Annotated in this window: 13 protein-coding genes and 1 pseudogene; 5 read left to right on the top strand and 9 right to left on the bottom strand. The window is 58.9% G+C overall.

The annotated features are described in order from the left end of the window. Window positions 1-21: 21 nt before the first annotated feature. A complete protein-coding gene (locus ACTJKF_RS19665) occupies window positions 22-801 on the top strand; it encodes a TerC family protein (protein ID WP_440625337.1) in 780 nt (259 codons plus the stop codon). 59 nt (window positions 802-860) lie between these two features. After that, window positions 861-1,163, top strand: a complete 303-nt coding sequence (locus ACTJKF_RS19670; RefSeq protein WP_440625339.1) for a zf-TFIIB domain-containing protein — start codon at window positions 861-863, stop codon at window positions 1,161-1,163. Window positions 1,164-1,307: 144 nt separating this feature from the next. Here ACTJKF_RS19670 and ACTJKF_RS19675 read toward each other — a convergent pair whose 3' ends face one another. Both ACTJKF_RS19675 and ACTJKF_RS19680 read right to left on the bottom strand, forming a co-directional pair. Beyond that, window positions 1,308-1,733 (bottom strand): Hsp20/alpha crystallin family protein, encoded by a 426-nt coding sequence (locus tag ACTJKF_RS19675; protein ID WP_440625341.1) that lies wholly within the window; start codon window positions 1,731-1,733, stop codon window positions 1,308-1,310. Window positions 1,734-1,749: 16 nt separating this feature from the next. Further along, the gene (locus ACTJKF_RS19680) at window positions 1,750-2,190 is read right to left on the bottom strand and encodes an Hsp20/alpha crystallin family protein (RefSeq protein WP_440625342.1); all 441 of its coding nucleotides are present in this window, start codon (window positions 2,188-2,190) and stop codon (window positions 1,750-1,752) included. A 245-nt stretch (window positions 2,191-2,435) separates the two neighbouring features. Between ACTJKF_RS19680 and ACTJKF_RS19685 the strand changes: the two genes are divergently transcribed. Then, window positions 2,436-3,353 (top strand): 3-hydroxyacyl-CoA dehydrogenase NAD-binding domain-containing protein, encoded by a 918-nt coding sequence (locus tag ACTJKF_RS19685; protein ID WP_440625344.1) that lies wholly within the window; start codon window positions 2,436-2,438, stop codon window positions 3,351-3,353. Between the two features lie 28 nt (window positions 3,354-3,381). Here the strand turns inward: ACTJKF_RS19685 and ACTJKF_RS19690 are convergent, their stop codons facing one another. The 7 genes and pseudogenes from ACTJKF_RS19690 to ACTJKF_RS19720 all read right to left on the bottom strand — a co-directional run. Next, the gene (locus ACTJKF_RS19690) at window positions 3,382-3,663 is read right to left on the bottom strand and encodes a DUF4148 domain-containing protein (RefSeq protein ID WP_440625346.1); all 282 of its coding nucleotides are present in this window, start codon (window positions 3,661-3,663) and stop codon (window positions 3,382-3,384) included. 188 nt (window positions 3,664-3,851) lie between these two features. Next, entirely contained in the window at window positions 3,852-4,700 is an 849-nt protein-coding gene (locus ACTJKF_RS19695; RefSeq protein ID WP_440625347.1) for a LysR substrate-binding domain-containing protein, read from the bottom strand. A gap of 69 nt (window positions 4,701-4,769) precedes the next feature. Beyond that, entirely contained in the window at window positions 4,770-5,273 is a 504-nt protein-coding gene (locus ACTJKF_RS19700; protein ID WP_440625349.1) for a TetR family transcriptional regulator, read from the bottom strand. Continuing rightward, on the bottom strand, window positions 5,270-7,201 hold the full coding sequence (locus ACTJKF_RS19705) for a tyrosine-type recombinase/integrase (RefSeq protein ID WP_440625351.1): 1,932 nt from the start codon (window positions 7,199-7,201) through the stop codon (window positions 5,270-5,272). Before ACTJKF_RS19705 ends, ACTJKF_RS19700 begins: the two co-directional genes overlap by 4 nt. After that, the gene (locus tag ACTJKF_RS19710) at window positions 7,198-8,925 is read right to left on the bottom strand and encodes a tyrosine-type recombinase/integrase (RefSeq protein ID WP_440625353.1); all 1,728 of its coding nucleotides are present in this window, start codon (window positions 8,923-8,925) and stop codon (window positions 7,198-7,200) included. The genes ACTJKF_RS19705 and ACTJKF_RS19710 overlap by 4 nt, the downstream gene beginning before the upstream one ends. Continuing rightward, window positions 8,846-9,976: a tyrosine-type recombinase/integrase gene (locus ACTJKF_RS19715; RefSeq protein WP_440625355.1), complete on the bottom strand. Its 1,131-nt coding sequence runs from the start codon at window positions 9,974-9,976 to the stop codon at window positions 8,846-8,848. Before ACTJKF_RS19715 ends, ACTJKF_RS19710 begins: the two co-directional genes overlap by 80 nt. A 384-nt stretch (window positions 9,977-10,360) precedes the next feature. Beyond that, window positions 10,361-10,701: pseudogene (locus ACTJKF_RS19720) on the bottom strand (IS110 family transposase); the annotation flags it as partial. A gap of 689 nt (window positions 10,702-11,390) precedes the next feature. Here ACTJKF_RS19720 and ACTJKF_RS19725 point away from each other — a divergent pair. After that, the gene (locus tag ACTJKF_RS19725; RefSeq protein WP_072445188.1) at window positions 11,391-12,044 is read left to right on the top strand and encodes a TetR/AcrR family transcriptional regulator; all 654 of its coding nucleotides are present in this window, start codon (window positions 11,391-11,393) and stop codon (window positions 12,042-12,044) included. A 55-nt stretch (window positions 12,045-12,099) separates the two neighbouring features. Next, window positions 12,100-13,125, top strand: a complete 1,026-nt coding sequence (locus ACTJKF_RS19730) for a helix-turn-helix domain-containing protein (protein WP_175007082.1) — start codon at window positions 12,100-12,102, stop codon at window positions 13,123-13,125. The last annotated feature ends 282 nt before the right edge of the window (window positions 13,126-13,407 follow it).

Here is a 13,407-nt window from a genome sequence, read left to right on the forward strand (position 1 = left end):
CCCTTCGAATCGGCCCTTTTCATGGACTACCTGCTGACGCTTGCCGCCGACCCCGCCGTCTGGGTCGCGCTCCTGACTCTGGTCGTGATGGAAGTCGTGCTCGGCATCGACAACCTGATCTTCATCTCGATCCTCAGCAACAAGCTGCCCGAAGCGCAGCGTGCCCGCACGCAGCGCCTCGGTATCGCGCTCGCGCTCGTGATGCGTCTCGCGCTGCTCGGCAGCGTCGCGTGGATCGCCAGCCTGACCGAACCCGTATTCACGTTGTTCGATCACGCGTTCTCGTGGCGCGACATGATCCTGCTGTCCGGCGGCCTGTTCCTCGTATGGAAGGCGACCACCGAGATCCATCATCACGTGTCGCACGACGGCGACGGCGCGGGCCCATCCGGCGGCGCGGCCGGCCTGACGGTATGGGCCGCGATCGGCCAGATCGTGATGCTCGACATCGTGTTCTCGATCGACAGCATCGTGACCGCGATCGGCATGACCGAGCACATCCCGATCATGTTCGTCGCGGTGATCGTCGCGGTGAGCGTGATGCTGTTCGCCGCGCAGCCGCTCGCCCGTTTCATCGACCGCAACCCGACCGTCGTGATGCTCGCGCTGTCGTTCCTCGTCGTGATCGGCATGACGCTGATCGCGGAAGGCTTCGGTTCGCATGTGCCGAAGGGCTATATCTACGCGGCGATGGCGTTCTCGGCGTTCGTCGAGGGCATGAACATGCTGGCGCGGCGCGCGAAGGCGAAGGCGAAGGCGAAGGCGAGCGCGAAGCGCGCGGCGCCGGCCGACGGTCACTGAGCAAGCGGGCGGGCGAGGCCCGCCCTTGATCCGGAATTTTCAACGAAAGGAGAAGCGCGATGAAATGTCCCGTCTGCAAGACGCCCGACCTGCTGATGGCCGAGCGCCAGTCGATCGAGATCGACTACTGTCCGGCCTGTCGCGGGGTGTGGCTCGATCGCGGCGAACTCGACAAGCTGATCGCGCGCGAAGCCGGCAATGCGCCGGAACGCCGCGATGAACCGGCTGCGCGCCACGAGGCGCACGCGCCGCGCGGGCGCGACGATGGCTGGGGGCGCGACGGCCGCTCGCACGACGACCGTTACCGGCACGACGGCCAGCGTCGCAAGAAGTCGGTGTTCGACCTGTTCGATTTCGATTGAGCATCAAGCATCAAGCATCAAGCATCGAACACGGCGGCGCGCACGCACCGTGCCCCACGTCGCAACAAAGCCCCGCCAGGCGTCATGCCCGGCGGGGCTTTGTCATGCGTGTCGCACGATGAACAGGTGCCGACGTTAGCTGCGTTACGCGTTGCCGGCCGTCACGTCGATGCGGCGCGGACGCGTTTGCTCGCGGCGCGGAATCGTCAGCGTCAGTACGCCGTCGCGCAGGCTCGCATCGATCCGCGACGTGTCGAGATCGGGACTCAGCACGAACGTGCGCACGTAGCGCGGCGCGCGGACTTCCGCGTGGCGCACGCGCAGCCCGGCCGGCGTGTCGAGGCGCGTGTCGGCTTCGATCGTCAGCGTGTTGTCGTGCACCTTCACGTCGAGGTTCTCGCGCGGCACGCCCGGCAGGTCGGCGCGCAGCGTGACGCGCTGCGTGTCCTCGACGATGTCGACGGCCGGCGTGATCGCGGGCCTGCGTGCGGCGTCGGTGGCCGCGGCGGCCGCAGCGGGAAAAGCGGCGGCAGCGGTCTGGCGTTCGGTCAGGGTCTGGCTCGTATTCATGTCGTTCTCCTGAGTGTTACTGGACGGTGATCGCGCGCGGCTTCGAGGCCTCGCGCCGGCCGACGCGAATCAGCAGGCAGCCGTCTTCATAGCGGGCCGTGACGTTGTCGGCATCCGCGTTCTGCGGCAGCTCGACGACCCGGCGGAATGCACCGTGAAAGCGCTCCTGCGCATAGCGGCGCACGTCGTCACCGGCGTCGTGCGGCACGGGCTTGCGCTCGCCGCTGATCGTCAGCAAGTCCTTGTCGATCGATACGTCGAAGTCGGCCGCGGCCATGCCGGGCGCGAACGCGACGATCTCGATCGCATCGTCGGTCGCGCCGACGTTCAGCGCGGGAAATGCGCTCGGCCGCCCTGCGCGGATGCCGGTCGGAAGCTCGCCGAGCAGGCTCGCCATCTGCCGCTGCACGCGGGCGAATTCGTCGAACAGATCGTTACCGAAATGAATGCCGCTCATGAAGGTCCTCCGGAACATGAAGCGCGAAAGACGCGACGCCGCGACGCCGATAGCGAGCGCGATGCGCGGTTTTCCGCTGAGTCGAAACGGAGGCAGTGCGCGTGACGGGCACTGCCTGGCAACGGGTAATTAGAGGCCGTCGCAGCGGTTTTCAAGAGGGCGCGTGCAACTTCCGTCGACGCGTGACGATGCGGTTCGATGCGACAATCGTCGCGCTATCCACAGACCACGGAGACGGGACGAACATGGACATTCAACGCATCGCGATCGTCGGGGCCGGCGTGATCGGCGCGAGCTGGGCGGCTTTCTATCTGTCGAAAGGCTTCGACGTCGTCGCGACCGATCCCGCGCCGCAAGCCGACGCGCGGCTGCGCGACGCGCTCGCCGTCTTCGTCGGCGAACGGGCCGCCGAACTGTCCGCGCGGCTGTCGTTCGACGCGGATCTCGTGCGCGCGCTCGACGGCGTCGATTTCGTGCAGGAAAACGGCCCCGAGCGGCTCGATCTGAAACGTGAGCTGTACCGTCGGATGGACGACGTGCTGCCCGCCAGCGTGCCGATCGCGTCGAGCTCGTCGGGGCTGAAAATGTCAGAGATCCAGAGCGCGTGCGACAAGCATCCGGAGCGCTGCCTGATCGCGCATCCGTTCAACCCGCCGCATCTGATTCCGCTCGTCGAACTGGTCGGCGGCGGCGCGACGGATCCGAACGTGATCGCGCGCGTGAAGGCTTTCTACGACGCGCTCGGCAAGCAAACCATCGTGCTCAACAAGGAAATGACCGGCCACGTCGCGAACCGGCTCGCGGCCGCGCTGTTTCGCGAGGTGTACCACCTCGTCGGCGAAGGTGTGGTGAGCGTTGCCGACGCGGACAAGGCGGTCGCGTGGGGGCCGGGCCTGCGCTGGGGGCTGATGGGGCAGTGCCTGACCTATCACCTCGGCGGCGGCGCGGGCGGCATCGCGCACTTCCTCGAGCACCTGTCGGGGCCGATCACGACGTGGTGGGACGACCTCGGCACGCCGTCGTTCGATCCGGCCGTCGACCGCAAGCTGAACGACGAACTGCGCGCGATCCAGGGCGATCGCTCGATGCAGGAACTGGCGGCCGAGCGCGACCGGTTGCTCGTCGAGCTGATCGACGCGCGGCGCCGCAGCTTCCTGCCCTGAACGTGCCGCCGCGCCGGGCCGCCGAAGGTTATTGCTGTGTGGTCGTGTGCGGTGCCTGGTGCGGCGTCTGCGCGAGCCACGCGGGCTGCACGGCCTGCACCAGTTCGCGATTGCGTTCACGCGTGGCGGCATTCGGCGGATAGTTGCCGTCGTTGGTCGGCAGTTCGCCGTCGAGATAAGCCTGCTTCAACTGCGCGACGACGTCCGCGCGCGTCAGGCCCTGCGCGGGGGCAGCGGCATCGGTTTGCGCAAAGGCGGGGGACAGCAGCGCGGCTGCGGCGGTCGCGACGGCGAATCGCAAGACATTCATGGTGGGCTCCGATCAAGGGGACGGGTCAGCGGATTCACGGCTCACTGCCGTGCATTCCGATGGGTTCCATTGTCGCGAGCGGGTACTGCGTGGACGCTGACACGTTCCGGGCAACGCTGTCAGTTGCGCACGGACGCCGCAGCGGGGGCGGCGTTGAGGTTGCCGCGATGCGTGATAGAAGGCGGTCGTTACAGCTCGGCCGCCGCCGCGATCAGCGTCGCTTCGAGCGCGAGCGTCGAGCGCGATGGGGCCGCGGGCCGGTCGATCACGTATTCGAGCTCGCCGAGTTCGGGCAGTCCGGCGTCGAGCCGTGCGAGCCCGGCCGGAATCACGTAGCCCGCGAACGCGCTGACGCCGAGCCCCGCCCTCGCGGCCGCGCGCAGCACCGCGATGCTGCTGCTCACGACGGCGATCCGGTAGGGGCGGCCGACCGCCTCGAGCGATTCGAGCACGCGGCGGCGCGACACGCTCGGCTCCGGATGCATCGCGAGCGGCAGCACGGCTTCATGACCGGTGATCCGCGAATCGGGGCCGGTGCACCAGTACAGCGGTTCGCTCCGGATGACGCGGCCGCGCCGGCTGCCTGCGACACGCTTGGCGAACACCAGGTCGTGACGACCTTCGTCGAGCGCATCGAACAGGTCGCCCGACAGCCCGGTCGAGATCGCGAGCTCGACTTCCGGATTGCGCTGCACGAAGCTCGCGAGCGCGGCCGTCAGGTGGGCCGACGCGAAATCCTCCGACATCGCGAGCCGCACCTTGCCCGACAGCGGCGGACCGCACACCGACGTGACGGCCTCGTCCATCAGTTCGAGGATGCGCACCGCGTAGCGGAACAGCGCATCGCCGTGCTGCGACAGGTGCACGTTGCGCGTGTCGCGCTCGAACAGCGGCCGGTCGAGCAGCTCCTCGAGGCGGCGGATGTGCTGGCTGACGGTCGACTGCGACAGGCTCACGCGCTCGGACGCGGCGGTGAAACTGCCGGACTGGGCGACGGCGACGAAGCTGCGCAGCAGCTCGGGCGGTAAGGGACGCATTGCTAAATCTATCTGTTATGTAATCGGGGGCTGGTGTTGCGCATGATGGAACTCCTTATGATAGGGGCTTCAGTCGCGCGCAACATTTTTAATGTTGCGTACGATTTTTGATGACGTGCGGTTCAATTGTTGCTGTAGCTCAGAGATGACGTTGTCACGGGAGCGCAGTAACACCTCAAGTTCCTTGTTGTGGGCATCCAGTCGGTAATTTGCGCGAGCTAGTGCCGCTACCTCTGCTTGGGCTTCCTCAATTAGGGCTCGATATTCTTTCAATCTGGCTTCCGTGCCAGTCAGCTCTGCACGGCTTTCCTTGAGGCGGGACTGCGGCGATGCATCTTTGCGTCGACGGATCTCCGTCAACACGGGCGTGTGAAACCGATACAACGTTGCTCGATCAACGCCGGCCTCCTTGCACACAGCCGAGACAGTCAGTCTTGTTCCCTTTGGGACCACGAGAGGGGCGCTGTCAACCAGTCGTTGGACTGCCGCTAGAAGATTCCGACGAGTCTCGTCGACAGAATGCCGACCGTAGGACGCCAAGGCTTCCAGGCTTGCCTCATGTACACCGGTCATTCACCCACCTCCTGTCCGTCGAGACGCCGCAGGACCTTTTCAGCATACCCCAAGATCTGCTTTGCACGCGCCCGTCCTCCAGGACCCATGTCGTCCAGCGCGAGAGCCTCATTCTGTTGATCCTTGATGCCTTCCCAGACCGGGCGATGCTCCTGGCTGATAACACCGAAACTGCAGTCCACGCACATCTGAGCTTCGAATACGCAAAGACCACCACATCCGTTACCCTTGGCGTTCCCGACGCACCAAGAATGGCCGGTGCCATTGAGCGTGATCGTATCTGCATACTCCCGAATCAATTCCTCTTTGTTGGCCGCGGTTCGGACAGACGAGCGCCAGTCAGATAGCCAATGTCCGCCATTCGCGAGCGGTGTATCGGAGTCGATAAGTCCGGTGACGATTTCAGTTTGCCGAGAACGCTTTTCGTCGGCGATCATTCCCATGAGTTCGACGTCGACCTCATACTCATCGCTCCCCCCATCCGCATAGTATGTGGTCATATCAATACTCCAATGACCGAAGTGATCCCGCAGGTACAGTAGGTCGCCAAGTTCTGCGCGCGCGATGTACTTTGCATAGCTGCGTCGGAACTGGTGAGGATGAAGTGCATAGGGTTGGCCGTCGTCGCCGCGGATGCCGTGGTCTTTACAAAAGTTTTTCAGGTTTTCCCCGATCGCTTTTCCCGAAAGGACCGAAACTGTGCCACCCTTGTCGCCACCGGTCGACAGAAATAGCTTCTTCTTCTGTCTGCGTACCGTGTCGAGACGCTTCGCCAGTTGAACTTTCGTCGTGGTATGCGCTATTGCAATGCTTTGCATTATTTCGTGTTCTTCGTTCGCGATTCGGTCACGAAGTGGCGCAGTTAGCTTCGATAGTACCTCTACTGCCTCCGCGACCACGGCGGGCACAAGCCAACGCTTGGAGCGGACTCCGGTTTTATAGATCGTTCCGTGCAGCCAGAGGATATCGGTACTCCCGTCGTGGCTCTTGCCAGGTACGATGCAACGTTCTTCGAGCGACATCATTTCGGAGTCGCGAATGCCTGAGAACATATCAATGACGATATAGCAGGCAGTGCGCAATCTCGTTTGCGCCGTCCTCAGATCGGTCGCTCCAGAATAGCCTGCCGCGCGAGCCGCATCGGAGCTCGCCATTGCTTGATACCACCATCCTTTGTCGGCCAACGTCATCTCGAGTCTAGCCGCCTGTGTGGCCTCAGACGCGGCCAAAATCTTGATTGAGCGATTGCGTACGTAGTCGATAGCAACTTCTGCGATTCTCTTTGCGATCGCGTCAGCGATGACGAGTGTCTTCGGTTTCGCGTACTCTCGGAGTTGTGTCCCCGATAGAGAATGGCTTGTCTCGTGAGGCCACGGATGCTCTTGAAGGGCATCATGAAGTTTGCCTCTTTGCCGATACAAATCCTCGAGAATGAGAAGGCGGGCGGACGCTTGACGCGAAGAAATGGCGGCGCCAGAGATATTTTTTCTTGCCTGGGCTACATAGTCCAACGTGTGGCCTTTCAGATCAGAAAACCGCGTAATCCCGCGGGATACCATCCACCTCAAGAGCGGAGTGATATTTTCTATCTTGGTGCATAGGGTCAAAAATCCCGGACGCTTTCGACCCTCAACAGGATCAGAAAATAGCGACCAGATATAGTCCTTCGTCGCTTCGAGAAGTTTCTCGTACTTCGGATGGGTAAGCGGACATCCATCTGGCATGCCAATGCGCCAATCGATCTGTTTTCTAGACTGGTTCTTGTTTTCCTGGGGAATATAGGGCGAGAAGTCCCAAACCGTATCTTTATACCGGCTGAGGGGCAACGATGTGCCGTCAGGAAGGGATGTGTATGAGACAGGCATACGAGCCTTGTCGGTCGCATCAACTTCTTTGAGGGGGCGCAGATCAAGCAGGCTTAGCGTCACAGAACACCTCCTTTCCAGGTCGGATGGGGATTCACTCGTGCTCTTTCCTTTGCGGCCTCGACAAGTACGTCGGAGAACTGTGGCGCGATGTCGACGTCAATGCGGCGAAGAATCGGGCCATAGGTCTTGACCCAATGACTAGGATTCATCTTGGAACGCTCACTGAGAAGGCGGTAATAGAAACTGAAGAGACGCCACAGATCGTCTTCGAACACACACATGCTCGGACATTTGAAGCACGCAAAAAACTTCTTGCAGACGGAATCACCGTCGCGGAACGGATTCTTGCATCGAGCTATCCCCGTGTTGTATCCACCAGAAAGAAGGTCTTGTACCGAGTGCAACGGAATGCCACCATCTGCCGCCAATAGAACCTTGCCTGCTACATCGATTCTTGTGAAGTGGCTTACCATGCCGTCGACAACCAAGGCATGATCGCGTACAGCCTCCATCGACATGTCGATGTAATGTCGAGCCGTAGTTTCCGCGGATGCATGACCCAAAGCCTGTTGTACGCGTCGAATATCACGTGTACGTCGGTACAACTCAGTAGCAAAGGTAGGACGAAGTCTCGCTACATTGAGAGGAAGTGGTTGATCGGCGTCGTCAACTATTTTATGTCGAAGTCCAAATTGCTTGACTGCCTGGTTTGCAATTAGGCCTGTAATTCGCACGACCTGGCCAGCACGCGTTCCGGCGGAAATTTGTCGTCGTAGAAAAACATACTCGCGATCGCGCTCAGCTGCATCGGCAGACAGCGAGGCCGTAAAGTTGCATATGAATCGAAAATGATCGCCAACACTAGCTGGGATCGTCTGCATGGATGGAGTTTGATCGTGATTTGTTCCTGCTTTCCGGACAGATGTCGAATGCGTCGACCAACCGCGTCGCTTCGTGGTGACCAAGATTTCCCGGTCTGCCAAAGGGTGTTCCCGCAGGCTGTCACGACGGAGATCGAGAAGTGGCTGCATATTTCGCCCGGTCGCGAGAGCGAGTGAGACGATGTGCACGGCCATAATTTGGAGCGGCGTCAGACGATGCGTCCCACCGCCGTGGATCAAGACAAGATCCTTGTGGAGGGCAGCAACAATGCGCTTATGTTCTGCTGCGGAATAGCTTTGTCTCTTTGGTGCCTGCTTGTTTGCGTTCGGGTACGGGTTTTGAGGAAACGTGAGCAGTGGGCTGACAGCTTCAGGGGCACGTTTCTGGCGATTAACGAGTACGGACTTCACGTGACCATAGACCTTTCGCTTCGAGATGACCGACCATGGTCTCCCGCTCCTCTTTACTAGCTGAAGTTCAAGCCATGCGAGGAATTGATCAATCAATTTTCTGTCTATCTGATGCAGATGAGTAACGGTTTGACCTAAATCTGAAATTTCGTCGAGAAAGCGAAAGAATGTCCGAACTACACTTTCGTAGTAGACCGCAAGCGTAATGCCGACAAGCTCGTGGCGCATGCTCCAGAATGCGTCGCGAATATGGCTGACAAGTTCGACTCGATCATTGTTGCAGTGTGGTCTGAAGTCAAAGTAGATTTCTCCATGGTGTTGGCATGTGATGTGAAATTCCCAACCAGGAGCCAAGTCGACGACGTTGCCGGAATCAATGGTAAGGTTTGCTTTTCGGTCGAGCCGTGAACGTCTAATTGCCATTTCGTAGTGCCTCGCAAAGTTCAGCCTGATAGCCGTCGACATCGTCATACTGCACAAGGTCAGAGGCATGGACGTACTGCTCCGTCGTCGTTATTGAGCTATGGCCCATGCGATCTCTAACCCATAAGATCGCTTGACTTTGAGTTCTAGCCCGGCTCATTCGAAGCAGTTCGTAGGTTCCGAATGTGTGACGGAGCATGTGTGGATGGCATTTGATCCCTGTTTTCGTGCTTGCCTTAGCAAATGCATTGTTCATGCCGGTCAATGACAAAGGTGCGCCGCTCTCTGCGAGAAACAAGAGCGTCGTTTCCCGTCTATATAGGCGTTTGTGTTTATTGAGCAGCTTTGGCCAGATAAATGTGAAGTAGTCGTAGAGAGCTACCGCTAGATCGTATGGCAGCATAATTGTGCGATCTTTCCTTCCCTTGGTTGGAATGATAGACGGATCAAGATGAATGGGGATTTGTTTGGTTGCATCTCGTCCTGAGGGATTAGGTAGAACACGGTAATCAAAGCCAACCACCTCCTCGCGACGCATCCCCGTAAGAAGCATCAGATAGCCCATCAGCCGAAGTCGATGGGGCGACAAGGCATCAAGGAACACCTTTGCCTGGTCCAGATGAAGAAACATCGGAAGAGATTTGTGAGTACGGAGCGTTAGTTCGTTTGCTTCGAAACGTCCGCCGGATGCATTGATATGCGCGAGGAATTCTTTTGATTTTGGTACCCAAACCTCCTCTTTCGAGAATGGGAGTGAGTGCACGAGACCCGACGTAACGGCCCATCCGTAAAATGCACTGACGGCTCTGACTCGTTGGTTGACAGTACTTGTAGCGCATCCTCGTTCGATCATGGCATCACGCCAAGCAGCAAGCTGCACGGAATTGACCTTTTTCCAGGCAAGGGAGTTTGCCTCGAGAAATGCGAAGAACTCGAAGATGGCAAAACCGTAGGCTCGCCAGGTGTTTGGGGAGCGTGTACGACCTTTCACGGTCGCGATGTATCGAAGGTACTGGTTGGGTGTCTCGACAAGTTCCATGTTCTTGTCGCAAAGAAATGGAACTTTTGGTCGAACCTGGCCGGCTACCTTGTAAGTGACGTCAGTAAAGAAAAGTTTCATTTTTGAAGTTGAAAAATGTATCAGTTGATAAGGATCACGAATTTATATGTTTTCATATGAATTTGACGTATGTGTGAATATGGAGTTAATTTTGTAGCATACCGAATGAATTTGACGTAGACCGGTGATGTCAATTTTTGGGGGGCGTTGGTGAAGGGGGATGCAGACCCACGATGATCGCGTCAATGCTTCCATGACGGAACGTGAGACAGTTTTGCTATACGTGTCTGAAGTTGTGTGTACTTCGCCGTCGAATGTCGCGGCAGCATGCCAGCGGAATTTCCGATCGGCGGCTTAATCCCGTGCGGCGCTAGGCTGCGCCGAGCGCTCACAACGGCTTCGGATCGTGTGGAATCGCGATCTCAACGGCGCGGACGCGCCGGCAGCCAATCGAAGCGAGCGCAGCTTCTGCGGCATTGAGAGAGCGGCTTCGGCGATGATCGCGGTATCGCGGGCGTCGGTCTTGGCTTCGCCGGCGTGCAGATCAGCGATGCGGCGCATGGCCAGTCCGGGCAGATAGGCGACGAGTACGCCTTCAGCGCGGGCGACGGCCACAGGGAGCGAGCACATGGTGGAAGGCTGATCGACGACGAACAGCAGTCGACCGTGAGTCTTGAGTCGGCGATGAGGACGCGCAGCTTGACCTCGTCGTTAGGTAGCGCCTTGTCGTGCACGCATGCATGTGCTCGGTGTCGCGCAAGCGACTTGATGCGCTGGGAACTCAGTCATCAAGTCAAGCGGCGCGCATCGCCGGTCGCGTTGCAGCTGGGGGGAATACGTACCATAAGCCGTCATCGTGTCGGAAGAAAAATATCGCCAACGATCGGTCAGGCTTGGCGGACTCAACACAGACACAGCGTCCTTCGCGATATACCTTGTCCCTGAGCTGGAAGCGCTTGATGCGAATCGGTGACGTGTCGGAGGGGGCAAGCCACTTGTCGATCAACCTGCGCAAACAATACCCGTCGTAGTTCATCGCACTCTCCATGACCCGTCACCGCGACTCGACCACCTTGTGAGTCCGCACCTTGGCGCATGCGGTACCGCCAAGGCGCGGGTGCTCCGATTTGCCCTCGGGTAACTTGACTTCCGGGCTGGTGTCGGGCGGTCATTATCAGTCGCATGACTTATTTATACAGTCATGCGACTGATATAGCAATGTCGTGACGCCTAGGAAAATCACCTATCTGCCTGATAAATAGAAGAAATATAATGGGGGCCGATCTTTTCATGCTCGATTGACTGGCAATTATCAGTCGCGTGACATATTCTTTATAACAGGGTGGTTGCTCGCCATGGTGGCTAAGGCGGCGACTGATGAACTGACTGCGATCGCTCGGTCGAGGGAATGTTGATATCTGAGCGGTTGGACCGTCCGAAGCGCACACCGGCGGCTGCCGGCAAGAGGTCAAAGATGAGGGAACTGACGATTGAGCTGACAGAGGCTAAAGAGTTAGCCGACGAGCCAAAGCGTCGCGGCAACAGAACGACACGAATCCCCGAAATCGTGGAGGCCGCGATCAATGTGCTCGCGCAGTACGGTAACGTTGGCTTCGCTTTGCGCCGCGTGGCAAGCGATGTTGGGATCCACCTGGCGACCTTGCAGCACTACTTTCCGACCAGAGAAGACCTTTTGCGAGCGGCGTTGGAGGCGGTGGCAACACGATATCTGATGCTCTATGAAAGTGTGGTCGACGACGATGATCTATCGCCGGAGGCTCGGCTGGATGCCATCGCAGATATCGTCTTTGACGAGTTGGTCAAGCGTGGTACGCACATTGCACCATTTTGCCTGGAAGTCTGGAGCATGGCCGAGCGCGAAGAATTTGCCCGAGACCTGATGGCAAGTTTCAACCGTCGATTCCAGGAGACGTTCGCCCGACTGCTGGCCAAGATCAATCGATCGCTTACACCCCGGGAGTGCGCGTTACGCGGTCGTCTGCTGTACTCCCATTTGGCCGGTTTGATCGTTTTAGTCCGGCCGGCACATGGCGCATCGTCAGACGATGAAGCACTTCGCGCTGCGACGAAGGCTGTCTGGAGGGCGCTCAGCTGCGCTTCACAGTAGCGCGGCACGAGAAGGTAATACAACGTAAATGACCCACTAATGATGGGGGAGACACATGTACGCACCTATTCAACAGTTGTCGTCCGATCCACAAGGTTTCGAGCGTCTGACATCGCAGCGGCTGTGCGAGGCGTTTGACGGCGAGCGGTTGGAACTCGAGTCTTCCCGGAATCGGTTTGAGCCGGTCGGAAAGATTACGCGTCGCCGATTGAGTAGCATTGAAATGCTGCGTTCCGAGGCGGCGATTTCCAATCGTCCGTTCGGAATCCGTCGAGATTCGAAAAGCGGCAGGGGCGGGCAGGACGAGTTAATTTTAGTCGTCGTTCTGGCAAGTCAACTGTCATGTGAAATCGGGAATAACTACTACACTTTGGCCGAGGGCGACATTGCGCTCATCGGCCCGGAGCACCCTGGCCGGTTGGAGTTCTCGGCAGGCTTTGATGGGCTATGGGTACGTCTTCCGAAAATCGAATCACACATTAGACGCGTGATTTTTCAGGATGCGGTAGACAGAAAATTTGATAGCCGGCACGGAATCATGCATGTCCTGTTGAGAACGCTGCTGAGCACATACGAGTCGGCGAATTCGATTGCAGCGGATAGCGTCCCGTGGCTGGAGAGCAGTTTGCTGGATCTCATCGCGGCGGCGGTAAGCGCCAGTTCGATCGAGGCGAAAGAGGGGCCTGCAACGACGTATAGTCGCGCGACTCTGCAGCGGATCAAATCGCACATTGTCGCCAGGTTGCACGACGACACCCTTACCCCATCTTCCATCGCAAGCGCCATGGGCATAAGTGTTCGTCGCCTGAATGAACTCTTCGCTCAATGTCAGACCACGGTAACAGAGTGGATCATCGCGGAGCGACTCGAGCGATGCAGAAAACGATTGCTTCTTAGAAGCCAAGTCAGGGAAACAATTTGCCAAGTAGCGTACGAAGAAGGATTCAAGAACATTAGCCACTTCAATCGAGCCTTCAAGAATCGATTTGGCGAAAGCCCAGGCCAACTGAGAGATCGTATCCGCCGCGAATGCCTTCCGTCAGTCGACGCCGAAAGGGGCGTCCAACTGGAAATCATGTGAGCATCTGTATGCCCGTGCCCGTGCCCGTGCCCGTGCCCGTGCTGACGCGCCCTGTTCCACCGCGCGAACGCGCTATCAACTAACGTCCATCGTTCTCTGCGGCATGACGCTCGTCATGCCGTCACACCGGGCATCCCTCCCAACGTTTCCACTCCGCGGCCGGCAGCATCGTTCATCGATGCTGTCGCGCGAAGCATCGCCATGTGATGCGCGGATGTCGCTGCCCGACAAGCAAAGCTTTTCCGCGCTGTGAGCAAAGGTGGACAGTCCGCGAACGCCTAT

It is taken from the genome of Burkholderia sp. 22313 (genome assembly GCF_052045245.1).
Taxonomy (GTDB): domain Bacteria; phylum Pseudomonadota; class Gammaproteobacteria; order Burkholderiales; family Burkholderiaceae; genus Burkholderia.